Genomic DNA, 21589 nt, shown 5'->3' with positions numbered 1-21589 from the left:
GGGGGGCGGTGGGTGCATGCACGGCGGGCGCCGTGCGGGCTCCGCAGGGAGCGGTGGGGTGCTCGCTCGGCTGGCGCCTCGCGGGCTCCTCAGGGAGCGGTGGGGCGCTTGCTCGGCTGGCGCCTCGCGGGCTCCTCAGGGAGCGGTGGGGCGCTTGCTCGGCTGGCGCCTCGCGGGCTCCTCAGGGAGCGAGGAGGCTCGGTCCTTTACTGTGCGCGCCGTCTTGTTGAGTACGCTCATGTGACGGATACGTAGAGGAAGGCACCAGGTGCGACCGCAACGCGGGGCTGGCGCGGGAGGAACCGGAGATCACGAGATGTGGTCGCGGGCGCGTCGTCGTTTCTCGGCGCGGGTGTGGGGCATCGAACGGCCGCCGACGCTCAAGGAATGGGCCGGGATCGGTCGCGTGGAACGGACCCGTCTTGCCCGGCGCGCGACTCTGGTCGCCGGCACCGCCATCATCAGCAGCAACCTGCTGGTCGGCGTCGAGACCTTCCTCCTGGTGCAGCTTGCCTACAACGGCGGCCAGATGACCCGCGAGACCACTGTGGGCGCCCCGAACTTTCCGGCCATGGTGACCGCGATCGTGCTCGGTCTGGTGATCAACGTGCTGCTGGCACTGGTGGTGATGAAGCCGCAATTGCGGTGGTTCATCAGCGGGGAACCCGCCGACCACGCCCGCCGCCGCTCGGTGCAGCGCATACCCACGGTGCAGGCGGCGGTCACAGTCAGCGCATGGATGATGGCTGTCGTCGGTTATTGCGTCGTCAGCCTGATCCGTTTCGACGTCTTCACCATCCAGACGGTGCTCGGCGTGGCCGTCGCCTTCGGTATGGCCGCACTGACCATCGGCTGCATGACGTACCTGTTTGCCGAACGTTTCGCGCGACCGCTGTCGATCATTGCGCTGCAAGACAATCCGGCCACGCATGTGATGCACGGCGTCCGGGGCCGGATGCTGGCGGTGTGGGCGGTCAGTTCGACGGTGCCGATGGTGGGTCTGCTGATCCTCAACATCGGACGCTGGTCGGACCTGTTGCCCCCGGTCGCGGGGCCCATCGATTGGGCGACCGTGGTGCTCGCCTTGGTCGGGTTGGCGACCGGTGGACGTGTGATCGCGCTCGTCGGACAGGCCGTCATCGATCCGCTCACCGAACTGCGGCACGCGGTGCAGAAGGTGCAGCGCGGAGACCTCTCGACCCACGTCGACGTGTACGACTCATCGGAACTCGGTGTGCTACAACACGGATTCAACGAGATGGTCGCCGGACTGGACGAACGCGAACGGATGCGTGAACTCTTCGCGCGCCATGTCGGTGACACGGTCGCCGAACTCGCATTGCAGCGCGGTGCGGGCATGCACGGCACCAACGCGGACGTGGGTGTGTTGTTCGTCGACATCATCGGATCGACCTCGATTGCCGCCCAACAAGATCCGGCCGACACCGTGGAACTGCTCAATCGATTCTTCACCGTCGTCGCCGACGTCGTGGACAACCACGGTGGCATCGTCAACAAGTTCGAGGGAGACGCTGCACTGGCCGTCTTCGGGGTCCCCGTCGAACTCAACGATCCGGCCGGCGCATCGCTGGCGGCCGCCCGCGAACTGGCCGCGCGCCTGGAAGAACTCCCCATCCGCTGGGGGATCGGCGTCTCCTACGGCATGGCCTTCGCCGGCAACGTCGGTGCCGAACAGCGCTACGAGTACACGGTCATCGGTGATCCGGTCAACGAATGCGCCCGGCTCTCCGAGATGGCCAAGACCGCCAAGGTCCCGGTCCTCGCGAGCGGCGCCGCCATCCACGAGGCGGAGATGGAGGCCACGCACTGGCAGTCGGTGGGCACCCGCGTCCTGCGCGGACGCAACATCCCAACCGATGTCTACGTTCCGGTCGGTCTTGCGCGCCGCCCCGACGAGGGTTCCATGCTCGGTGGGATCGTCGCCGGGTTCCTCCGCCCCGCACGGGCCGGGATGACCGGGTTGATCAGGTCACCGTCCACCGATGATCGGTAGCGTGGCGGGAACAGACGATGAGCAGGGGGCACGTGATGAGTGATTGGTCGACGGCCGACATTCCGGACCAGTCCGGACGGCGATTCGTGGTGACCGGCGCCAACAGCGGACTCGGCGCCGAAACAGCGAAGGCGCTCGCGGCCAAGGGAGCGCAGGTGGTGCTGGCCTGCCGCAACACCGGCAAGGCCGACGCTGTGGCGACCCAGATCGGGTCGGCGGCCACCGTCGCCGAACTAGACCTCGCCGATCTCGACTCGGTGCGCCGTTTCGCCGACGCCTTCACCGGTGCCGACGTGCTGGTGAACAACGCGGGTGTGATGGCCGTGCCGCTGCGCCGGACCGCCGATGGTTTCGAGATGCAGATCGGCACCAACCACCTCGGTCATTTCGCATTGACCGCGCTCATCCTCGACCGAATCTCCGATCGCGTGGTCACGTTGTCTTCCGGGGTCCATCAGATTGGTCGGATCGACCTTGGCGACCTCAACTGGGAACTTCGGCGCTATCGGCGCTGGCAGGCCTACGGCGACTCCAAGATGGCCGACCTGATGTTCGGCAAGGAGTTGGCGGCGCGGTTGTCGGCAAGCGGATCGTCGACGACGTCGATGATCGCCCATCCCGGATACGCGGCCACCGAATTGCAGGGGCGGTCGGAGAACTTCACCGATACGTTCATGCGGCTCATGAACACACTGCCGGTCGCGCAATCCGCGGCCGCCGGCGCGCTGCCGACCCTGTACGCCGCCACCTCGCCCGACGCCACCAACGGCACGTTCTACGGCCCGACGAAGCTGTTCGGCATGCACGGGGCCCCCGGACGGTCGGGGTACAACAAGCGCGCCGACGACGTCGCGGTTCGCAAAGGACTGTGGGAGTTGTCGGAGAAGCTGACTGGGACCCCATTCGGGATCTAGCTCGCGTTCTTGACCCTTCGTGACGCTCGCTCGTTCCTCGCGGGCTCCTCAGGGGGCGGGGCCAGGGTCGCGTTCGTTCCTCGCGGGCTCCTCAGGGGGCGGGGCCAGGGTCGCGCTCGTTCCTCGCGGGCTCCTCAGGGGGCGGGGCCAGGGTCGCGCTCGTTCCTCGCGGGCTCCTCAGGGGGCGGGGCTAAGGTCGCGCTCGTTCCTCGCGGGCTCCTCAGAAGAAACGATCCCTGAGGTGCGAGGCGCAAGCCGAGCCACGAAGGGCAAGGCCGGTGACCTTTACGCGACGTTGAACTTGATCGCGTTCGAGGCGCCCGAGATGGTGTCGGTGACGGTGATGCCGTAGGCGCCCGGCGTGCGCAGCAGATAGGTGTGCGTCGCGGTGCAATCCTGGGTCTTGAACAGCTGCGCCTTGGCCGGGATCTTGGGGCCGGTGATGCGGATTTCCATCTTGCACTCGTTGCCGTCGATCACCGGTCCGGCGTCGATGGTCGAGTTCCAGCGCACGCCGAGCTGCGAGTTCTTCGGATAGGTGTTGTCGCCGACCGGCTGTGTCTTGGGGGCGTAGACCCATGTGTTGATGGACTTCACACCGTTGGGTGCGTCGGGGCGGCCGAGCTTGCCGAAATGCTGGGGCTTGTCGCTCGACGACCCCAGCGCCGAACTGCCCGCGTCCAGGAGATTCGAACTGCCCATGTCCGCGCTGCCGGAACTGCCGAACAGGTCGCCCAGCGGATCGGCGGACGCGGGCGCGGCGACAGCGGTGATCGCTGCGGCGCTCAGGAGGACGGCGGCTACGGACGTGCGGTTCATGATTCTCTCTTCGACCCCGGGGCATGTGTTGATAACGATTCGATTAAAGCACGTGGTGGGGCGCCCTTTCGAATCACCAAACGCCGAGCGGGCGGAACTGCACGCTGATCCGCGCACCCACCCCACTCGTCTTCGGCACCGCGTGCTCCCATGTCCGCTGGCAGCTGCCACCCATCACCAGCAGGTCACCCGGGCCGACGACAAAGCGCAGCGACGACCCGCCGCCGCGGGGCCGCAGCAGGAGCGGGCGGGGAGAGCCGAGCGAGAGGATCGCGACCATCGTGTCCTCGGAGTTGCCGCGACCGATCCGGTCGCCGTGCCACGCGACACTGTCGTCGCCGCTCCGATACAGGCACAACCCGGCGGTCGCGAACCCGCCGGGCAACTCGTCGCGATAGTGCGCCGTCAAGGTGTCGCGCGCGGTGACCAGTGTCGGATCGGGAAAATCGTGGGCCTCGTGATAGATCGCGACGAGCCGCGGCACGTCGACGACCCGGTCGTACATCTGCCGTCGTTCGGCCCGCCATGCTGCCGTGTCCCGGAGTCGGTCGAACAGCTGACCCGAGCCCGAGATCCACCCGGGCCGCAGATCCACCCAGGCGCCGTCGGACAGTTCGCGCCGGGTCGTCGACGTCAGCGACCCGATTTCGACGGTCTCCGACTGGTCGAACAGTGACGACTGGATGCCCGCGGTCATGCTGCCAGGGTAGCGGACGAATGCGAACACGCGTTCGATGATGCGGAAAACCGTGCAGGTTCACGAGATGTCCGTCACGTCCACCTGCAACTTTGTTGCGAACTGTGAAACATTTCGGTATCCAATAACAAGTGGTAGTAACTAACATTTCGACTGGAAGGTAGAGCGCGATGGCGTCATTTCTGTATCGGGTCGGAAGGTTCTCCTTCCGGCACAAGTGGTGGGTGATCGCCGTCTGGTTGATCGCCGCGCTCACCGTCGGTGGGTTGGTCGGGGCGCTGAGCCCCAAGTTCGCGAAGGACTTCAGCCTTCCCGGCACGGATTCCGGCACGGCCACCGAGCAGGTCCAGGAGTACTTCCCGGACGTCATGAAGCAGCAGGAAAGCGCGTCCACAAGCGTGCTGGTGGCAGCCGACGACGGACTTGCCGCCCACTCGTCGCAGATTGACGCACTGGTCACCGACCTGCAGAAACTGCCCGAACTGACCGACGCGAAGACCGTCGCCAATCCACTGGCGGTTGCGCAGGCGCAGCCCGCGATGTCGGCGACGGTGATCGGCGACGACGGCAAGGTTGGACTCATCCAAGTCCAGCAGAACACCAATCTCGCGGACTTGACGGTCGAGCAGAAAGATCAGTTGAAGGACATTCTGGCCGAGCATCGTGGCGGCGGGCTGCAGGTCGAGGCCACCGGTTCGCTGATGCAGGTCATGGAAGCCGGAGGCAAGTCCGAGCTGATCGGCTTCGCGGTGGCGTTCGTGGTGATGATTGTCGCCTTCGGCGCGCTCGTCGCAGCGTTCATTCCGCTCGTCACCGGCATCGTCGGCGTGCTGCTCACGATCATGTTGCTGACCTTGTCGGCCAAGTTCATCGACATCAACGAGACCGCCACCGCCATTGTGACCATGCTCGGCATCGCGGTCTCGATCGACTACGCGCTGTTCATCGTGTCCCGCTACCGCACCGAACGACGCCGCGGTGGTGATGCCGCCGATGCGGCCGGGCGCGCGGTGGGTACAGCCGGGTCCGCGGTGGTGTTCGCCGGCCTGACCGTCATCATTGCGGTGGTCGCACTGATGGTCATCGGCATCCCGCTGATCGCCCAGATGGGTATGGGCGCCGGTGTCGCGGTCGCGATTGCTGTGCTCGCCGCTCTGACGCTGATCCCCGCCCTGCTCGGCGCGGTGGGGCGTTTCGCCTTCACCCCGCGCATCCCGTGGATCAAGCACGCCGAGGAATCCGACACGGTCGACCCGCTTGGTGTGAAGTTCGGCCGGACTGTCGTCAAACGTCCGCTGCTATTCATCGTCGGCGGTTTGCTGGTGCTGGTGCTGGCGGCGATCCCGGTGTCGAAGCTCGAACTGGGTATGTCGATGACCAGCGACGACGAGGCGCCTGCCCAGTCGCTGCTGCAGCGTGGCTTCGGCGAGGGCATCAACGGTCCGCTGCTCGTGGTGCTGCACACCGACAACGGTGACGTCACCGCGGCTGCCGACAAGGCCGTCGCCCACATCAAGACGCTCGACGACGTGGCCAACGCCAACACCCTGACCTGGATCGGCAACGGCCAAGGGCAGCAGCCGAACTCCGGCGCCGACACCGCACTTATCTCGGTCACTCCGACGAGCTCGCCGTCGTCGGCGGAGACCCACGACCTGATGGAGGAGATCCGCGACTACACCCCGGCCGCGCAGCAGGCCGGTGCCGAACTGCACGTCGGCGGGCAGACGGCAATCATGTCCGACCTGTCGGCCAAGCTCGACAAGGCGCTGATCCCGTACCTCGTGGTCGTCGTCGGCCTCGCGTTCCTCATCATGATGGCGGTGTTCCGGTCGATCTGGGTGCCGCTGCTCGGCACCATGGGGTTCATCTTCTCGGTCCTCGCCACCTTCGGCATGACCGTGCTGATTTTCCAGGAGGGCGCGTTCGGGCTGATCGACAACACCCAGCCGATCCTGTCGTTCCTGCCGATCTTCCTGATTGGTGTCGTGTTCGGTCTCGCGATGGACTATCAGGTGTTCCTGGTGACTCGAATGCGGGAGGAGTACATCCACGGCATGTCGGCCAAGGACGCGATCATCGCCGGCTACCGGCACGGCGCACGCGTAGTGACCTCCGCCGCGATCATCATGATCAGCGTATTCGCCGCGTTCATGCTCTCTCCTGACACGACTTCCAAGATGCTCGGCTTCGCACTCGCCATCGCGGTCTTCTTCGACGCCTTCATCATTCGCATGATGGTCGTGCCGGCGATCATCGCTATGCTCGGAGATCGTGCCTGGGGTCTGCCGAAGTGGTTGGATCGCCTTGTGCCGAACTTTGACATCGAGGGTACCGCGGTCCGTGACCGGGGACTGACGTCGCCGGACTCGGGCGGTGAGACCCGAGAACAGGTGAGTGCGAACTAAGTAAGGAAGGCAGAGCGCCATGGCACCTCCGAAGACGGCCCCCGACACCGGTCCGATGAATCGAATCGGGTTGCGGGAGCGGAACAAGATTCGCACCCGCGCCGCGATCCGGGATGCTGCCATGGCGCTCTTTGCGCAACACGGTTACGCACAGACCACCGTCGAGCAGATCGCGGCGTCGGCCGAGGTCTCGCACACCACGTTCTTCCGCTACTTCACGTCGAAGGAACAGGTCGTTCTCGACGACGGACTCGAGGAAGCACGGCAGTCGCTGCTCGAGGGGATTCCGCCGGGCATGGGGCACTTTGATCTGGTGCGTCACCTCGTCACCGGTATGCACGGCCTGTTCATTGACGACCCGTGGGCAAGTAATCCCGAACGATTGCGGCTGCTGCTGGATGAACCCGCGTTGCGCTTGGCGAATCAAGTGGAGGCGGATGCCTCGATCTTCGACACCAACGAATTCGTCTCCGACTATCTCGGCAAGTCGCCCGACGACCAGCGGTTGCGGGTCTTCATGGCGGCGGTCGGCGGCGTGATGTTTCGCGCGGTCGAAGCCGTCGAGGTCGACAACCCCAGCGCTCTCCTCGACACCCTGCTCGAGGCCATCGACCTGCTCGAGCAGGGTTTGCCCCTCTGACTCGTCGACGGCGCCCGTTCAGACGTTGACAGCGCCCGCAATCTCATTGACAGTGCCCACCCGGGGCGCTGTCGACGAGAGCGCGGGCGCCGTCGACGAAATTCTGGGCGCTGTCGACGAGTCGGTCAGTAGTCGTAGAAACCTTTGCCGGTCTTCTTGCCGAGGTAGCCGGCCTCGACCATGCGCTGCAGCAGCGGTGGCGGCGCGAGGTGCGGCTCGCGGAACTCCTGGTAGAGCGACTCGGCGACGTCGAGGACGATGTCGAGGCCGACGGTGTCGGACAGGGTCAGCGGTCCCATCGGATGCGCGCAGCCGTTGATCATGCCGGCGTCGATGTCTTCCTTGGTGGCGTAGCCGCTCTCGTACATGCGGATGGCGCTGACCAGGTACGGGATCAGCAGCGCATTGACGATGAATCCGCCGCGGTCGCCGGCGGCAATCGTCTTCTTGCCCAGGTGGTCCCGGGCGTAGGTGGTGACCTTGTCGATCGCCTCGGGGGAGCTCGCGAGGCTCGCGATGATCTCGACGAGTGGCATCACCGGTACCGGGTTGAAGAAGTGCACACCGACGACACGGGACGGGTCGGCGACGTTCTTGGCGATGCGGATGATCGGGATCGACGACGTGTTCGTCGCGAGGATGGCGTCCTTGAGCGTGACCCGGTCGAGTTCCTCGAAGAACTGCACCTTGAGCGACTCGATCTCCGGCAGCGCCTCGATGACCAGTGCACGATCGTGGAAGTCGTCGATCGACGTGGTGGTGCGGACCTTGTCGATCGCGTTCTTGGCCTCTTCGTCGGTGATCTTGCCGCGATCGGCCCCCCGCCGCAGTGACTTCTCGATCCGGGCGCGGGCGGCGTCGGCCGCGGACTGGTCGCGTTCGAGGATCAGGACGTCGTCGCCGGCTCGCGCGGCCACCTCGGCGATACCGGCACCCATGGTGCCACCGCCGACCACTCCCAGAAGTGTCATTGCAGGTCATCTCCCATGTCGTGCCAATTCGATGCACCCAACCTATCGGGCACCGTCTGCCACTGCTCGCGCAACCCCGAGCGCACACTTTGACTCTGAGTGTTGAGTCATTTGACTGATTGAGGTTTGATGGTGACCGGGGTCTCGGGAGGGCCCCGATGGGTCGGGGTTCACACAAGGGGGAGATATGGCTGATTTCGGTCGACGTTCATTTCTGACCGGCGCCACCGCGGCAGGTGTCGCCGCGGTGGCCGCATCGCAGTTGGGGAGCGCGCACGCTGCGCCGGCCAAGCGCATTCGAGTGACCAGGGAGGACCATCGAGTGGTCGTCGTCGGGTCGGGTTTCGGTGGCGGTGTGGCCGCGCTGCGACTGGCGCAGGCCGGGGTGCCGGTGACGTTGCTCGAGCGTGGTCGACGATGGGCCACCGGTCCCAACTCCGAGACATTCCCGCACGCAATGGCGCCGGACAAGCGGGTCCTGTGGTACCGGTCGAGTCCGCAATTATTCGGTCGTCCTGCGGCTTTCGACCCCTACGTCGGTTTGTTTGAAGCCGTCAGCGGGGAGAACATGACCGCGATGTGCGCGGCCGGTCTCGGCGGTGGCTCCCTGGTCTACCAGGGAATGTCGTTGCAGCCCACCGAAGAGGTGTTCAACTCACATCTGCCCGAAAAGCTCGACTGGGGCCTGATGAACCGGGTGCACTATCCGCGCGTCACCCGCATGCTCGGATTGCGGACCGCGCCGGACGCGCTCGTCCGCAGCCCCAATTACCTTGCGGCGCGGACATTCGCGCGCAACGCGCGAGCGGCCGGACGACCGGTGTCGAAGATTCCGATGCCGATCGACTGGAACTACGCGCTCGCCGAACTCCGCGGCGCAATGAAACCGTCCTATACCAACGGCGACTGCGCCATCGGCGTCAACAACGGCGGCAAGCACTCCGTCGACGTCACCTACATCGCGCAGGCCGAACGCACCGGCCGCGTCGATGTGCGCACCCACCACCAGGTCACCGACGTGGAGCGCGGCCGCGACGGCCGCTGGATCGTGCACACCGAACGGATCGACGACACCGGTCGCGTGCTGGAACACAAACTGCTGCACACCAAGACGCTCATCATGGCGGCCGGCAGCATCAACACCACCAAAGTGCTGGTGCGTTCGGTTGCGCGTGGACTGCTGCGCGACATGCCCGACGGCCTGGGCCGCGGGTGGGGCACCAACGCCGATCGGATCTACGTGTGGACCAACCCGTCGCAGGGTTTCGGCGCGATCCAGGGCGGCCCGGTCATCTACGGCAGCCTCAACTGGTCGAATCCGGCATTGGCGCACACCGTCATCCAGGCGTCCATCCCGTCGCTGTCCATCGACCCGCACAGCACCATGATGGTCGGCTACGGCGTCAGCGACTCCCGCGGTCACTTCGCCTACGACGCCACCCTCGGCGACGCAAAACTGTTCTGGCCCAAGGACGGTGACGCACGCATCCAGAACCGCGGCATCGGGCCGACCGCGCGGGCGATCGCCGGCCGCGACGGCGTCCTCTCCGACACCAACGCACTCCTGAACTCCACCTGGCACGGACTCGGCGGTGCATGCATGGGCACCGTCTGTGACCTCGACGGCCGGGTGCACGATCAGCGTGGCCTGTACGTGCTCGACGGCGCGCTGATCCCCGGTAACACCGCGGCGTGCAACCCGTCGATGACCATTGCCGCCGTTGCCGAACGCGCACTTGACAATATCGTCGCGCGGGACGTCGGTACGGTTATTTAGCGCGCAACGCCGGCATCACCTCTCGGGTGAACAACTCGACACTGCTGCGGTCGTGGGCGATGTCGGGAAAGTAGAAGATCCCGTACGACATCCCGGCATCCGCCAGTGCGCTCAGGTTGTCGACGACCTGCGCAGGAGTGCCGACAGCCGGCATGCCGCGGAAGGCGCCCATGGTGGCTTTCGCGGCGGCCGGGTCGACGAAGGAGGCGAGCCGCTCCTCGAGGGCGACGAGTTGTCGCTCGACCTCGGCGTCGGATTCGCCGAGGATCACGTTGTAGTTGGCCGACCGCACGATGGCGTCATAGTCGCGGCCGAGGTCGGTGCAATGCTGTTGCAGCACCGACGATTTGTGCGCAAATCCGTCGGGGGTGCCGTCGAAGTTGGTGTAGTCGGCGTACTGCGCGGCGATCCGCAGGGTCTTCTTCTCGCCACCACCGGCGATCCACAACGGAATGCGGCCGGCGGTCGGTTGCGGCGCGCAGATGGCGTCGTCGACCTGATAGTGCTTGCCGTCGAAGGTGGCCCGCCCGGTCTCCCAGGCCTGCTTCATGATCTGCACACCTTCGTCGAGGCGCGCCAGACGCACACCGGCCGACGGGAATCCGTAGCCGTAGGCGCGCCACTCGTGTTCGTACCAGCCGCCGCCGATGCCCATCTGCACGCGTCCGCCGGAGATCAGGTCGGCGGTCGCGGCGACCTTTGCGAGGTACATCGGGTTGCGGTAGCTCATCGCGGTGCACATCTGGCCGATGTCGACGCGGGAGGTGGTCGCGGCGAACGCCGACACCAGCGACCAGGCCTCATGGGTGGCCTCGTCGGTGGGCGCCGGCACCGTGTGGAAATGGTCGTAGACCCAAATGGAGTCCCAGCCGGTGTCCTCGGCGGTGGCCGCGAGCGACGACATCACCGACCACTGCTCGGCCGGCGGGATGCCGGTCAGATCGAGACGCCAACCTTGGGGGATGAACATTCCGAATCGCATGCGTCAACGCTACGTGACGGCACGCCAGTAAAGTGGGGTTCGGGTCGGCCGACTGGGGTGCCGGCATGAAGTGAGGATGACGGCGAGCATGGTCATGGTCCGCAAGGAGCAGGTCGAGATCACCAAGCTGCGCATCCTGAGCACCGCCGAACGGCTCTACGCCGAGCGCGGGGTATTGGCGGTTTCCAACCGGCAGATCAGTGAAGCGGCAGGTCAAGGCAATAATTTCGCGGTGGGATACCACTTCGGTGGGCGGCCCGAACTGGTCCGCGCGATCCTCGACCGTCACGACCTGGGGCTTGATCCGATCCGCGAACGGATGCTCGCCGAGATCGCCCCCGATGCTGAACTCCGCGACTGGATCGGCATCTTGGTCTACCCGCAGACCGAGTACTACGCCTCGATGGAGGCGCCCACCCACTTCGGACGCTTCTGCGCGCAGATCGTCACCGACCCCGTCCTCTGCAACGTGCTGTACGAGGCCGCGGCCGGCGCCGAATCGCTGATGCGCGTCCTCACCGGGATGTACGCGGCCCTGCCCGACCTGCCCGACAGCGTCCGGGCCGCACGAGATGTCATGACCCGCAGCATCATCGTGCACAGTATCGCCGACTTCGAGAACACCCGCGCGACTCAGGACGAGGACGAGGACCTACCGTCCTGGCACGAGCTGGGTGTCGACCTCGTCGACGCGCTGGTCGGCTTGTGGACCGCTCCGGTAACCCGCTCGTAGAACTCCTACAACCGTCGAAGGCGTTGCGCGGCTTCAGCAATCACGTCATCACGTTTGGCGAAAGCGAACCGCAGCATGTGCCGCCACGGTTCCCGATCATCGACGAACGCGCTCACCGGAACCGCGGCGACCCCGATCCGCTCGGGCAACATCCGACATAGCTTCTCACCGTCGTCATAGCCGAGGGGTCGCGGATCGGCACACACGAAATACGTTGCCTCACTCCGGTGCACGCCGAATCCGGCATCGGCGAGTGCGGCCGAGAGCAGATCCCGCTTGGCCTGCAGCGCCGCCGACGACTCACGGACCCAGGCCATCTCGGTGTTGAGGGCATGCGCGACCGCAGGCTGGAACGGCCCGGACCCGACGTAGGACATGAACTGCTTGGCCGCGCGGGCCGCCGCGACCAGTTCCGGTGGTCCGCTGATCCACCCGACCTTCCACCCGGTGCAGTTGAACGTCTTGGCCGCGCTCGAGATCCGCAGTGTGCGGTCGCGCATGCCGGGGTAGGTGGCCAGCGGTCGGTGCTTGCGGCCGTCGAACAGCAGGTGCTCGTAGACCTCGTCGGTGACCGCCACGACGTCGTACTCGATGCAGAGTCGGGCGATCTCTGCGAGGTCGTCGTCGGAGAGCACGGTGCCGGTCGGATTGTGCGGTGTGTTCACCAGGATCACCGACGTCGACGGCCCGAACGCGGCGGCCATTGTGGTGCGATCGAGACGGAATCCGTCGTCGTCGGGGATGAGTGGGACGGTGCGTCGGACGCCGCCGGCCATCGCGACCGTGGCGGCATAGGAGTCGTAGTACGGCTCGACCATGATCACCTCGCGGCCGGGTTCGACGAGTCCGACGATCGCGCCGGCGATCGCTTCGGTGGCGCCGACGGTGATCAGGATTTCGGTGTCGGGGTCGTAGTCCAGGCCGTAGTGGTCCTGCTGGTGGCGGGCGACGGCCGCACGTAGTTCGGGGATGCCCAGGCCGGGCGGGTACTGATTGTGGCCGTGGGCGATCGCCTCCTGCGCGGCGGTCAGCATCGAGGCCGGACCGTCGGTGTCCGGGAAGCCCTGTCCGAGGTTGACCGCGTCGTGGGTCACGGCCAGCGCCGACATCTCGGCGAAGATGGTGGTGCCAAACGGTTGCAGACGGGACACGGTGTGCATACCTCCAGGCTGACACATCACGCGAGCGTCGTCGGTATGCGGCGTACCATCAGCCACCATGACGACGCCACCGGGTCCGCCCCCGCCCGACGCGCCACACCCGGGCCCACCGGAGGGTTGGCAGCCCAGCGTTCCGCCGTATCCGGGGCAGCAGGGCCAGCCGTTTCCGCCGCCCGAACAGCCGTATCCGGGGCAACCCGGCCCGGGACAACCCGGCCCGGGACAACCCAATGACGGGCAACCGCCGTATGCGGGGCCGGCATACGGGGGACAACCGCCCTATCCGGGCGGGCAGCAGTCCTATCCGGGAGCACAGCAGCCGTATCCAGGCGCGCAACAGCCCTATCCGGGGGCGCAGCAGTATCCCGGCCAGTACGGGCAGTATCCGATGGGTAGCTATCCGCCTCCGCCGCGCAAGAAGAGCCTCCTGTGGCTCTGGATCACGCTCGGTGTCGTTGCGGTGGTGGGGATCGCGTTCATCGGGCTGGTCGCCTTCGGGGTGTTTGCGACGCGAGATGTGGTGACCGACAACGACGACGTCGCGGTCGGGGAGTGCGTCCACGTCACCGGCACCGGCAGCAGCGGACTGACCGCGACCAAGACCGACTGCTCCTCGGAGGAGTTCACGTTTTACGTCGCGTCGAAGATCGGTAACGGCGCAGGCTGCCCGTCGGATGACTACTCCCAGTTGACCTGGAGCGAGAACGGTCAAGCCGGCCGGGAGCAGCTGTGCCTGGTGCCGAACCTGGTGACCGACAAGTGTTATCAGATCCCCGGCGGCGGCACCGCCCACTTCGAGGACTTCAAGGTCGTGGACTGCGCGTCGACCGGTGCCGCCGGCACCCAGGTGGTGCGGGTCGTCACCCGCACCGACGGGCAACCGTCGTGCGTCGCCGGGCAATACCAGGCCTTCTTCGAGTTACCGCGACCGATCGGTTACTGCTTCGTCGACAGCGGTGCGGCGTAGACGAATAACTGCCCGGTCGGGGGTCAGCCCGCGGACTCCTCGCCGATCGCCGGACCGAGCAGGTCGTCGGCGTCGGTGATCCGGTACGCGTAACCCTGTTCGGCGAGGAACCGCTGACGGTGTGCGGCGTAGTCGGCGTCGAGGGTGTCGCGGGACACGACCGAATAGAAATGTGCCTGTCCACCATCACGTTTCGGCCGTAGCAGGCGGCCGAGGCGCTGGGCCTCCTCCTGGCGCGAGCCGAACGTGCCCGACACCTGCACCGCCACCGACGCCTCGGGCAGGTCGATGGAGAAGTTGGCCACCTTCGACACCACCAACGTCTGGATCTCACCGGACCGGAAGCGGTCGAACAGTGCCTCGCGCTCCTTGTTCTTGGTCGCGCCCTGGATGACCGGTGCGTCGAGTTCGCGCCCGAGTTCCTCGAGCTGGTCGATGTAGGCGCCGATGACCAGCGTCGGAGAATCCTTGTGCCGCGCCAAGATCGACTTCACGACGTTGACCTTGGTGTGCGCGGTCGAGCACAGTTTGTACTTCTCTTCGGCCTCGGCGACCGCATACTGCAGGCGCTCCTCGTCGGTGAGGGTCACGCGCACCTCGATGCACTCGGCTGGTGCGATCCAGCCCTGCGCCTCGATGTCCTTCCACGGTGCGTCATAGCGTTTCGGCCCGATCAGGCTGAACACGTCGCCCTCGCGGCCGTCCTCGCGGACCAGGGTCGCAGTGAGGCCGAGTCGTCGCCGTGACTGCAGGTCGGCGGTCATCCGGAACACCGGCGCGGGCAACAGGTGGACCTCGTCGTAAATGATCAGGCCCCAGTCCCGGGAGTCGAACAGGTCGAGATTCTTGTACTCGCCCTTCGACTTTCGGGTCATCACCTGATACGTCGCGATGGTGACGGGACGAATCTCCTTGCGCTCGCCCGAATACTCGCCGATCTCCTCCTCGGTCAACGAGGTGCGCGCGATCAGCTCACGCTTCCACTGCCGACCCGCAACGGTGTTGGTGACCAGGATCAGAGTTGTGGCGCGTGCCTTGGCCATCGCCGCGGCGCCGACCATCGTCTTGCCCGCCCCGCACGGCAGGACCACGACTCCTGAGCCGCCCGCCCAGAACGAGTCCGCGGCGAACTGCTGGTAGTCCCGCAGGTGCCAGTCGCCCTGATCGAGGTCGATCGGATGCGCCTCGCCGTCGACGTAGCCGGCCAGATCCTCGGCCGGCCAGCCGACCTTCAGCAGGATCTGCTTGAGGTGGCCGCGCTCGGACGGATGCACGACGACGGTGTCGTCGTCGAGCCGCGCACCCAGCATCGGCGCGACCTTCTTGTTGCGCATGATCTCCTCGAGCACCGCCCGATCGAGGCTGACCAGCGTCAGGCCGTGCGCCGGATGCTTGACGAGTTGCAGCCGCCCGAACCGGCCCATGGTGTCGACGATGTCCATGAGCAGCGGCTGCGGCACCGCGTAGCGCGAGTAGGTGACCAGCGCATCGACCACCTGCTCGGCATCGTGGCCGGCCGCGCGCGCGTTCCACAGGGCCAGCGGCGTCACCCGGTAGGTGTGCACGTGCTCCGGGGCGCGTTCGAGCTCGGCGAACGGGGCGATCGCCGCGCGCGCCGCCGCGGAGTCGGGGTGGTCGACCTCAAGCAGCAGCGTCTTGTCGGATTGCACGATCAGGGGTCCATCAGTCACCCGATCCATTGTCCAGATCCGCGCAACCCGCGTCGAACGCGGACCCAGGGCCGGGCGATCGGCTATTGGTTTCGTCCTCATGCGCCACGGCGTAGAATATCTGGAGCGTAGACCTCCGGATAGTTTCCGGTGCCCGCAGGGGCATCGGCTCGTCCCGAGTGCGCCTGACCCTATACCTCGACGCAAGTGAGTCGCCGATGTCTGCACCCATGTCGTCCCAGCCGGGGTCAGGGCTCGCCGAGCCGGATCCACGGCGCTGGCGTGCCTTGATTTTCATCTGCCTGGCGCAGTTGATGGTGGTGCTCGACGGCACCGTCGTGCAGATCGCATTGCCCGATGCCAAAGTCGACCTCGGCATCAGCGATGCCAATCAGCAATGGGTCATCACCGCCTACGCGCTGGCCTTCGGTGGACTGCTGCTCCTGGGCGGTCGCATCGCCGACATGTGGGGCCGTCGTCGAGCGCTGATGATCGGTCTCGTCGGTTTCGCGCTGGCCTCGGCACTGGGTGGCGCGGCGGTCAATCAGGGCATGCTCTTCGGTGCCCGGGCGCTGCAGGGCGCCTTTGGAGCCCTGCTGGCGCCGGCCGCGTTGTCGCTGCTGACGGTGATGTTCACCCTGCCCAAGGAACGTGCCCGCGCCTTCGGCATATTCGGTGCCATCGCCGGCGGCGGCGCTGCGATCGGTCTGCTGCTCGGTGGTCTGCTCACCCAGGTCCTTGATTGGCGCTGGACCATGTACATCAACGTGTTCATCGCGGCCATCGCGTTGTTCGGCGCGATCGTCGAGATCAAGGAACCGCCGCGCGCCGCGGATCATGTTCCAGGACTCGACATCCTCGGCGTCATCCTCGGCGGCGGCGGGCTCGCGCTGGTGGTGTACGGATTCAGTCGTGCGGCCGAGGAGGGATGGGGTGACACAGGCACCGTCATCTGTCTGATCGCCGCGGTCGTCCTGCTGGTGGCCTTCGTCCTCTGGCAGGCGCGGTGCAAGAACCCGTTGCTGCCGTTGCGGGTGGTCGCCGACAGGGCACGTGGCGGCGCCTACCTCAGCGTCGGTCTGTCCACGATCGCGATGTTCGGTTCATTCCTGTTCCTCACCCTCTACCTGCAGGTCGTTCACCACTACTCGCCGCTGAGCGCCGGGGTGGCCTTTCTGCCGATGGTCGGCGGCATGCTCGTCGGCTCAACGCAGATCGCGGCTCGACTGATCACCCGGGTACCCCCGCGTTTCCTCATCGTGCCCGGCGCGCTGCTCGCGGCCTGCGGGATGCTGCTGCTCAGCCAGATCTCGGCGGAGTCGACGCGGTATTGGAGCGTGGTGTTCCCGGCGCTGTTGCTGCTCGGTTCCGGCATGGGCACGGTGTTCATGACGACGATCAATCTCGCGACCTACGGTGTGGAACCCCGTGACGCCGGGGTCGCGTCGGCGATGGTCAACACCTCCCAGCAGGTCGGCGGCGCGGTCGGCACGGCACTGCTGAACACCATCGCCGCCACCGCGACCGCGTCCTACATCTCCGACCACATGTCGTCGGCCCACGGACCCGGAGCCGCGATGGAGGTGCAGGCGTCGGCGCTCGTCCACGGGCAGAGCACCGGGTTCTTTGTCGCCGCCGCGATCCTGGCCGGCGTGGCGGTGGTGGCAGGCGTGCTCATCAACGTACAACGACCGATCGGCGCCGCGCACGACACGGACATGGCCGCAACACCTTCCTAGGGTGTCGGGCGGCGATCAGTTCTCCAACAGTTCGACGCTGGTGATGCGGTGCAGTGAAAACCGTTCCTCTTCCTGGGTTCCCGTGTCGACGGCGACGAGTTGGCCGGCGCCGAGGGCGGTCGGCGTGACGAGGTGGCGGGTGGCCGAGCCGTGGGCGTCGACGTAGTCGACACGAAGGCGTCGCTTGGCGCGCAACGCCAACTGGATGAGTGCGGTGGCCGATTCGCCGCTTCCGGACGCGCGGACCGGAACCGCAGCGGGGCCGGCGGATCGGGCGCCGTCGGCACGGTCGGACGACCGCATGCGGGCGATCACCATGCGTAGTTGGTCGGGGGACGGAACAGGCCTGCGCGGCTGCGCATGTCTCCGCTGCCGGGCCACGCTCACCCGACTGCCGCGCTCCCGCAGATCGACGAGCGAGCCCGACGAATCCTCCCCGGCGGGAGCGAATCCGGCGGAACGCAACCGATCGATGACGTCGCGCACATCGGCGGGGGAGACCGCGACCGTTGGTGCCAGCGCCCGCAGGGCGAGCGGTTCGGCTGCCTCGCTGCGCAATACGGCCGCCAGCGTCGTCGGGTCCTCGCAGCGGATGAACGCCGACGCGACGCCCACGCGTAGTTGTCCGTGCTTGCGGGCGACGTCCTCGATCAGGTACGTCAACGATTGCGGCACCGGTGTCCGCGAGTGCGTGGTGAACATCGCGATCAACTCGCTACTGCCGCGCCCGGCGTCGAGGGCGCGTCGCACGCTGTTCTCGGAGACGCGATAGACCGAAGCGGCGCCGCCGGATTCGAGGTCGGCCACCAGCTCGACCTGCTCGGCGAGTTCGGCGGTCATCGGCCCGGGAACGGTCAGGGTCAGATCGGCCTGCGCGAGGAAATGGTCGACGGGCTCGGGAAGTGCGGCGCGCATCGCGTCGAGGAGCACCGCTTCGGCGTCGTCGCCGATCAGTGAGGTGCGCCCGACGCTGGTCACCGCGCCGTGTGCGACGAGGCCGAGTTCCCGTGCTTCCCTGAGTGTTTCGTCGATGATGCGAAGGGTGTAGCGGCGGATCTGTCGCGGCTGTCGCCAGTGCAGGGCGGTGGCCAACGCGATGTCGGTGACCGGCACGGCGGGTTTGCCGTCCTCCAGCGTCGCCAGGATCGCGCGTCGCTGGACCGGGGCGTAGGCGTCGTGCAGGTCGCCGGACAGTGCGGCGAAGGCATTGCCGTCGCGGTCGGGTTCACCGACCTGCCAGGGCCGTCGCGGCATCTCCAGCCACGCCTCGAGCAGCACCAACCACTGCCGTTCTGGCGTTTGATGCAGCCAGGAATCGGCGGCCGGGGTCGGCGCGAAGGCGAGTTCACCGGTGTCGTCCGGGGGTGGCGGTTCCGGGAATCCGGCGTCGATCAGTCGCGTGTAGCCGAGCAATTCGACGATGAACGCCATGCGCTGTTGGGTCAGGCCGGTGACCTTGGCCAGGCGCCGCAACTCCCGTACACCGAGGGCGCCCGACCGCAACACGGCCGCCGGCGTCGCCCCGAGCGAGCGCAGCAGCGACGTGGTGTGACGGATCAATTCCAGCGCCTCACCGCCGGCGGCCGCCTCGACCGCCGCAGCGGAGAAGCGGGGTTTGGTGTCGGCGTCGTGCAGTGCCGGTGGGTGCAGATCGTCGGTCCGCAACGGGGGTTCGCCACGCAGCAGTTGCCCGATCATCGGGGGCAACTCGACGGTTTGCTCGTCGACCCGGGCCAGCAACCCGGCCGCGACGAGTCGTGGCACCGGTTTCGTCGGATCGGCATCGGACGCGGCGTCGCGGCTGCGGCCGAGCGACGGGCCCCGGGACAGCGTCTCGACCAGTCCGCGTTCCTGCTCGTCGAGTGCCTCGAGTCGCGTCTGCAGATCCTCGGTGGTCACCGCGCCCAGCGGTCCGGTCAGATGATGGGCCCGCCACGGCAGCGCGGCCGGGGCGTGTGCCCCGGTGAGCAGCGCCTTGTCGGAACCCCACAGCAGGGCACGGCGGCGCAGCAGATCGACGCGCGCGCGGATATCGGGCTTCGACGCACGACCGGCCAACGCCTTCTGGATCGCGGTGAGCGCGACGGGTGCGGGCACCGGACCGGTGGTGTCGGTGCCGGCGTCGACGACCGTCTCCAACACGGCAACGCTCAGCAGGTCGAGGTCCTCGCCGGCGAGAGCCGACGACGCCGATGACAACGCCCGCGACGCGAGCACCTTGGTGCCGGCCGGTGGTGGCGAGGCCAGATCGGGGCGCGCGACGAGCAGATCGGTGAGTTCGTCGTCGGTGCGCGACGCCAGGTCATCGGCCAGGCTGCCGTCCTGGGAATCCGAACTCATTCGGCCGATTCTACTGAGCGGCCGCGTTGCGGCTGTTTCACGGGGACGCCGATAGGGCCGCATGGCACAATATGCCCGTGGCTGAGAAGAACGTTGCTAAGAAGAAGCAGTACGTCGACAATGGCTGGCCGAAGGACGGCGACGGCGACAGCGCCCATGCCGTGTCGGAGTTCGCTGCTGGTCTGTCCGGGGCGCTGTCCCCGTTCGGTGACGTCGAGTTCCCGTTGCCCCTCGATGAGGTGCCTTTCGTCCAGTCGAAGACCGTCGTCAACCGCTGACCTGGAGTGTCTGCCAACGACGCCGATCCCGCTGGACTGAGTCACATCGATTCGTCCGGTGCGGCTCGGATGGTCGACGTCGGCGGCAAGGCGAGCACGCAGCGCCGAGCCGTCGCCGGCGGCACCTTCCGCACGACATCCGAGGTCATCGGTCTGCTCAGCGAGGGAGCGCTTCCCAAGGGGGATGTGCTCGCGACCGCCCGTATCGCCGGGATCATGGCCGCCAAACGCACCGACGACCTGATCCCGCTGTGCCATCAGCTCGCGCTGTCGTCGGTGGAGGTCGACTACGCGATCGGCGATGCGTCCATCGAGGTCACCGCGACGGTCGCCACCAGCGGGCAGACCGGCGTCGAGATGGAAGCGCTCACCGCGGTCGCGGTGACCGGGCTGACGCTGCACGACATGGTCAAGGCCGTCGACCGCCGGGCATCGATGACCGACATCCGGCTGCTGTCCAAGACCGGCGGCAAATCCGGTCCGTGGCATCGGGACTGAGCGACACCGTGACCGAACAGCGCGCCCGCGTCGCCCGCATCGTCATCGCCTCCACCCGTGCGAGCCGCGGCGAGTATCCCGACCGGGCCGGCCCGCTGATCAGCGACTGGCTCACCGAGCGCGGCTACGTCGTCGACGAACTCATCGTCGTCTCCGACGGCCCACCGGTCGGCGCGGCGATCCGCGCCGGCATCTACGCCGAGGCCGACCTCGTCATCACCAGCGGCGGCACCGGGCTCACGCCCACCGACCGCACCCCGGAACAAACCCGTCCCCTCCTCGACGTCGAGATCCCCGGACTCGCCGACGCGATCCGCGCCGCCGGACTGCCCGCGGTGCCGACCGCCATCCTCTCCCGCGGCCTCGCCGGCGTCGCCGACGGCACGCTCGTGGTGAATCTGCCCGGCTCCACCGGTGGTGTGCGCGACGGACTCGGCGTCCTCGACGGCGTACTCGAGCATGCCCTCGATCAGATCCGCGGCGGTGACCACTGATGCCCGATACCGGTCCCGCCCGCGTCGTGCGTGCCGACCTGTCGGAGCACCCGATCCGACTCGACGACCATGAGAAGGCGGTCAGCGACGCCGCGGGCGGTACTGCAGGCGCGGTGGTCGGATTTGTCGGGGCCGTGCGCAATCATGATCACGGACACGACGTCACCCGGCTGGTCTACTCGTCGCACCCGAGCGCGCCGGCAGTGCTGGCCGACGTGGTGGGGGAGATCGCCGCGCAGGCGACCGGAGTGCGGGCGGTTGCGGTATCCCATCGCGTGGGAGACCTGACGGTCGGCGATGCCGCCTTCGTCGTCGCTGTGGCCGCCGATCACCGCCGCGCGGCCTTCGAGACGTGCGCGCTGCTCGTCGACGAGGTCAAGGCGCGGATACCGGTCTGGAAGCACCAGGTGTTCGCCGACGGCACCGACGAGTGGGTCGGATCGGCCTGAAGTCAGACCCGCCGGCGTAGGGCATATCAGTAGGGTCAT

At 67.0% G+C, this 21589-nt stretch carries 19 protein-coding genes; 12 read left to right on the top strand and 7 right to left on the bottom strand.

Annotation, left to right across the window (positions count from 1 at the left end; genetic code table 11):
* Nucleotides 1-316: 316 nt before the first annotated feature.
* Both AAFP30_RS19355 and AAFP30_RS19350 read left to right on the top strand, forming a co-directional pair.
* Entirely contained in the window at nucleotides 317-2014 is a 1698-nt protein-coding gene (locus tag AAFP30_RS19355; protein ID WP_419231609.1) for an adenylate/guanylate cyclase domain-containing protein, read from the top strand.
* 35 nt (nucleotides 2015-2049) lie between these two features.
* Nucleotides 2050-2928 (top strand): oxidoreductase, encoded by an 879-nt coding sequence (locus AAFP30_RS19350; protein ID WP_419231628.1) that lies wholly within the window; start codon nucleotides 2050-2052, stop codon nucleotides 2926-2928.
* A gap of 285 nt (nucleotides 2929-3213) precedes the next feature.
* Here AAFP30_RS19350 and AAFP30_RS19345 read toward each other — a convergent pair whose 3' ends face one another.
* Both AAFP30_RS19345 and AAFP30_RS19340 read right to left on the bottom strand, forming a co-directional pair.
* Entirely contained in the window at nucleotides 3214-3747 is a 534-nt protein-coding gene (locus AAFP30_RS19345; protein WP_419231608.1) for a hypothetical protein, read from the bottom strand.
* Between the two features lie 73 nt (nucleotides 3748-3820).
* The gene (locus AAFP30_RS19340; protein ID WP_419231607.1) at nucleotides 3821-4444 is read right to left on the bottom strand and encodes an alpha-ketoglutarate-dependent dioxygenase AlkB; all 624 of its coding nucleotides are present in this window, start codon (nucleotides 4442-4444) and stop codon (nucleotides 3821-3823) included.
* A 170-nt stretch (nucleotides 4445-4614) separates the two neighbouring features.
* Here AAFP30_RS19340 and AAFP30_RS19335 point away from each other — a divergent pair, with 170 nt between their 5' ends.
* On the top strand, nucleotides 4615-6852 hold the full coding sequence (locus tag AAFP30_RS19335) for an MMPL family transporter (protein ID WP_419231606.1): 2238 nt from the start codon (nucleotides 4615-4617) through the stop codon (nucleotides 6850-6852).
* Between the two features lie 19 nt (nucleotides 6853-6871).
* On the top strand, nucleotides 6872-7492 hold the full coding sequence (locus tag AAFP30_RS19330) for a TetR family transcriptional regulator (RefSeq protein ID WP_419231605.1): 621 nt from the start codon (nucleotides 6872-6874) through the stop codon (nucleotides 7490-7492).
* A 125-nt stretch (nucleotides 7493-7617) separates the two neighbouring features.
* Here the strand turns inward: AAFP30_RS19330 and AAFP30_RS19325 are convergent, their stop codons facing one another.
* Nucleotides 7618-8463 carry a 3-hydroxybutyryl-CoA dehydrogenase gene (locus tag AAFP30_RS19325; protein WP_419231604.1) on the bottom strand — a complete coding sequence of 282 codons (846 nt, stop codon included), beginning with the start codon at nucleotides 8461-8463 and terminating at the stop codon, nucleotides 7618-7620.
* Between the two features lie 187 nt (nucleotides 8464-8650).
* Between AAFP30_RS19325 and AAFP30_RS19320 the strand changes: the two genes are divergently transcribed.
* On the top strand, nucleotides 8651-10240 hold the full coding sequence (locus tag AAFP30_RS19320; RefSeq protein ID WP_419231603.1) for a GMC oxidoreductase: 1590 nt from the start codon (nucleotides 8651-8653) through the stop codon (nucleotides 10238-10240).
* Here AAFP30_RS19320 and AAFP30_RS19315 read toward each other — a convergent pair.
* Entirely contained in the window at nucleotides 10233-11222 is a 990-nt protein-coding gene (locus AAFP30_RS19315) for an LLM class F420-dependent oxidoreductase (RefSeq protein ID WP_419231602.1), read from the bottom strand. The genes AAFP30_RS19320 and AAFP30_RS19315 overlap by 8 nt on opposite strands.
* A gap of 76 nt (nucleotides 11223-11298) precedes the next feature.
* On the opposite strand from AAFP30_RS19315, the gene AAFP30_RS19310 reads away from it, so the two are divergent.
* A complete protein-coding gene (locus AAFP30_RS19310) occupies nucleotides 11299-11955 on the top strand; it encodes a TetR/AcrR family transcriptional regulator (protein WP_419231601.1) in 657 nt (218 codons plus the stop codon).
* A gap of 5 nt (nucleotides 11956-11960) precedes the next feature.
* Here the strand turns inward: AAFP30_RS19310 and AAFP30_RS19305 are convergent, their stop codons facing one another.
* Complete coding sequence (locus AAFP30_RS19305) at nucleotides 11961-13115, bottom strand: pyridoxal phosphate-dependent aminotransferase (RefSeq protein WP_419231600.1); 1155 nt, start codon at nucleotides 13113-13115, stop codon at nucleotides 11961-11963.
* 58 nt (nucleotides 13116-13173) lie between these two features.
* On the opposite strand from AAFP30_RS19305, the gene AAFP30_RS19300 reads away from it, so the two are divergent.
* Nucleotides 13174-14082 carry an LppU/SCO3897 family protein gene (locus tag AAFP30_RS19300; RefSeq protein ID WP_419231599.1) on the top strand — a complete coding sequence of 303 codons (909 nt, stop codon included), beginning with the start codon at nucleotides 13174-13176 and terminating at the stop codon, nucleotides 14080-14082.
* Between the two features lie 23 nt (nucleotides 14083-14105).
* Here the strand turns inward: AAFP30_RS19300 and AAFP30_RS19295 are convergent, their stop codons facing one another.
* Entirely contained in the window at nucleotides 14106-15773 is a 1668-nt protein-coding gene (locus AAFP30_RS19295; RefSeq protein ID WP_419231598.1) for a DNA repair helicase XPB, read from the bottom strand.
* A 197-nt stretch (nucleotides 15774-15970) separates the two neighbouring features.
* On the opposite strand from AAFP30_RS19295, the gene AAFP30_RS19290 reads away from it, so the two are divergent.
* Complete coding sequence (locus tag AAFP30_RS19290; RefSeq protein WP_419231597.1) at nucleotides 15971-17491, top strand: MFS transporter; 1521 nt, start codon at nucleotides 15971-15973, stop codon at nucleotides 17489-17491.
* Between the two features lie 15 nt (nucleotides 17492-17506).
* Here AAFP30_RS19290 and AAFP30_RS19285 read toward each other — a convergent pair whose 3' ends face one another.
* Nucleotides 17507-19831 (bottom strand): helicase-associated domain-containing protein, encoded by a 2325-nt coding sequence (locus AAFP30_RS19285; protein WP_419231595.1) that lies wholly within the window; start codon nucleotides 19829-19831, stop codon nucleotides 17507-17509.
* 71 nt (nucleotides 19832-19902) lie between these two features.
* On the opposite strand from AAFP30_RS19285, the gene AAFP30_RS19280 reads away from it, so the two are divergent.
* From AAFP30_RS19280 to AAFP30_RS19265, 4 genes are read left to right on the top strand one after another with little or no spacing between them, the layout of a single operon-like run.
* On the top strand, nucleotides 19903-20109 hold the full coding sequence (locus tag AAFP30_RS19280; RefSeq protein WP_419231594.1) for a hypothetical protein: 207 nt from the start codon (nucleotides 19903-19905) through the stop codon (nucleotides 20107-20109).
* A 6-nt stretch (nucleotides 20110-20115) separates the two neighbouring features.
* Nucleotides 20116-20607 carry a cyclic pyranopterin monophosphate synthase MoaC gene (gene moaC / locus AAFP30_RS19275; RefSeq protein ID WP_419231593.1) on the top strand — a complete coding sequence of 164 codons (492 nt, stop codon included), beginning with the start codon at nucleotides 20116-20118 and terminating at the stop codon, nucleotides 20605-20607.
* 8 nt (nucleotides 20608-20615) lie between these two features.
* Nucleotides 20616-21101 (top strand): MogA/MoaB family molybdenum cofactor biosynthesis protein, encoded by a 486-nt coding sequence (locus tag AAFP30_RS19270; RefSeq protein ID WP_419231592.1) that lies wholly within the window; start codon nucleotides 20616-20618, stop codon nucleotides 21099-21101.
* On the top strand, nucleotides 21101-21550 hold the full coding sequence (locus tag AAFP30_RS19265; protein WP_419231591.1) for a molybdenum cofactor biosynthesis protein MoaE: 450 nt from the start codon (nucleotides 21101-21103) through the stop codon (nucleotides 21548-21550). Before AAFP30_RS19270 ends, AAFP30_RS19265 begins: the two co-directional genes overlap by 1 nt.
* Nucleotides 21551-21589 lie beyond the last annotated feature (39 nt).

The sequence above is a fragment of the Gordonia sp. CPCC 205515 genome, from assembly GCF_048537925.1.
In the GTDB taxonomy this organism is placed as follows: domain Bacteria; phylum Actinomycetota; class Actinomycetes; order Mycobacteriales; family Mycobacteriaceae; genus Gordonia.
Note: the sequence above shows the minus strand (reverse complement) of the source record. Positions and strands in the feature narration are given on the sequence as shown.

Excerpts from the sequence above, each read along its gene's own strand:
- AAFP30_RS19335 (WP_419231606.1), top strand. The coding sequence starts at position 4,615 with ATGGCGTCATTTCTGTATCGGGTCGGAAGGTTCTCCTTCCGGCACAAG.
- AAFP30_RS19300 (WP_419231599.1), top strand. The coding sequence starts at position 13,174 with ATGACGACGCCACCGGGTCCGCCCCCGCCCGACGCGCCACACCCGGGC.
- AAFP30_RS19315 (WP_419231602.1), bottom strand. The coding sequence starts at position 11,222 with ATGCGATTCGGAATGTTCATCCCCCAAGGTTGGCGTCTCGATCTGACC.
- AAFP30_RS19330 (WP_419231605.1), top strand. The coding sequence starts at position 6,872 with ATGGCACCTCCGAAGACGGCCCCCGACACCGGTCCGATGAATCGAATC.
- AAFP30_RS19325 (WP_419231604.1), bottom strand. The coding sequence starts at position 8,463 with ATGACACTTCTGGGAGTGGTCGGCGGTGGCACCATGGGTGCCGGTATC.
- AAFP30_RS19285 (WP_419231595.1), bottom strand. The coding sequence starts at position 19,831 with ATGAGTTCGGATTCCCAGGACGGCAGCCTGGCCGATGACCTGGCGTCG.
- AAFP30_RS19310 (WP_419231601.1), top strand. The coding sequence starts at position 11,299 with ATGACGGCGAGCATGGTCATGGTCCGCAAGGAGCAGGTCGAGATCACC.
- AAFP30_RS19350 (WP_419231628.1), top strand. The coding sequence starts at position 2,050 with ATGAGTGATTGGTCGACGGCCGACATTCCGGACCAGTCCGGACGGCGA.
- AAFP30_RS19355 (WP_419231609.1), top strand. The coding sequence starts at position 317 with ATGTGGTCGCGGGCGCGTCGTCGTTTCTCGGCGCGGGTGTGGGGCATC.
- AAFP30_RS19265 (WP_419231591.1), top strand. The coding sequence starts at position 21,101 with ATGCCCGATACCGGTCCCGCCCGCGTCGTGCGTGCCGACCTGTCGGAG.
- AAFP30_RS19290 (WP_419231597.1), top strand. The coding sequence starts at position 15,971 with ATGTCTGCACCCATGTCGTCCCAGCCGGGGTCAGGGCTCGCCGAGCCG.
- AAFP30_RS19340 (WP_419231607.1), bottom strand. The coding sequence starts at position 4,444 with ATGACCGCGGGCATCCAGTCGTCACTGTTCGACCAGTCGGAGACCGTC.
- AAFP30_RS19305 (WP_419231600.1), bottom strand. The coding sequence starts at position 13,115 with ATGCACACCGTGTCCCGTCTGCAACCGTTTGGCACCACCATCTTCGCC.
- AAFP30_RS19345 (WP_419231608.1), bottom strand. The coding sequence starts at position 3,747 with ATGAACCGCACGTCCGTAGCCGCCGTCCTCCTGAGCGCCGCAGCGATC.
- AAFP30_RS19280 (WP_419231594.1), top strand. The coding sequence starts at position 19,903 with ATGCCCGTGGCTGAGAAGAACGTTGCTAAGAAGAAGCAGTACGTCGAC.
- AAFP30_RS19320 (WP_419231603.1), top strand. The coding sequence starts at position 8,651 with ATGGCTGATTTCGGTCGACGTTCATTTCTGACCGGCGCCACCGCGGCA.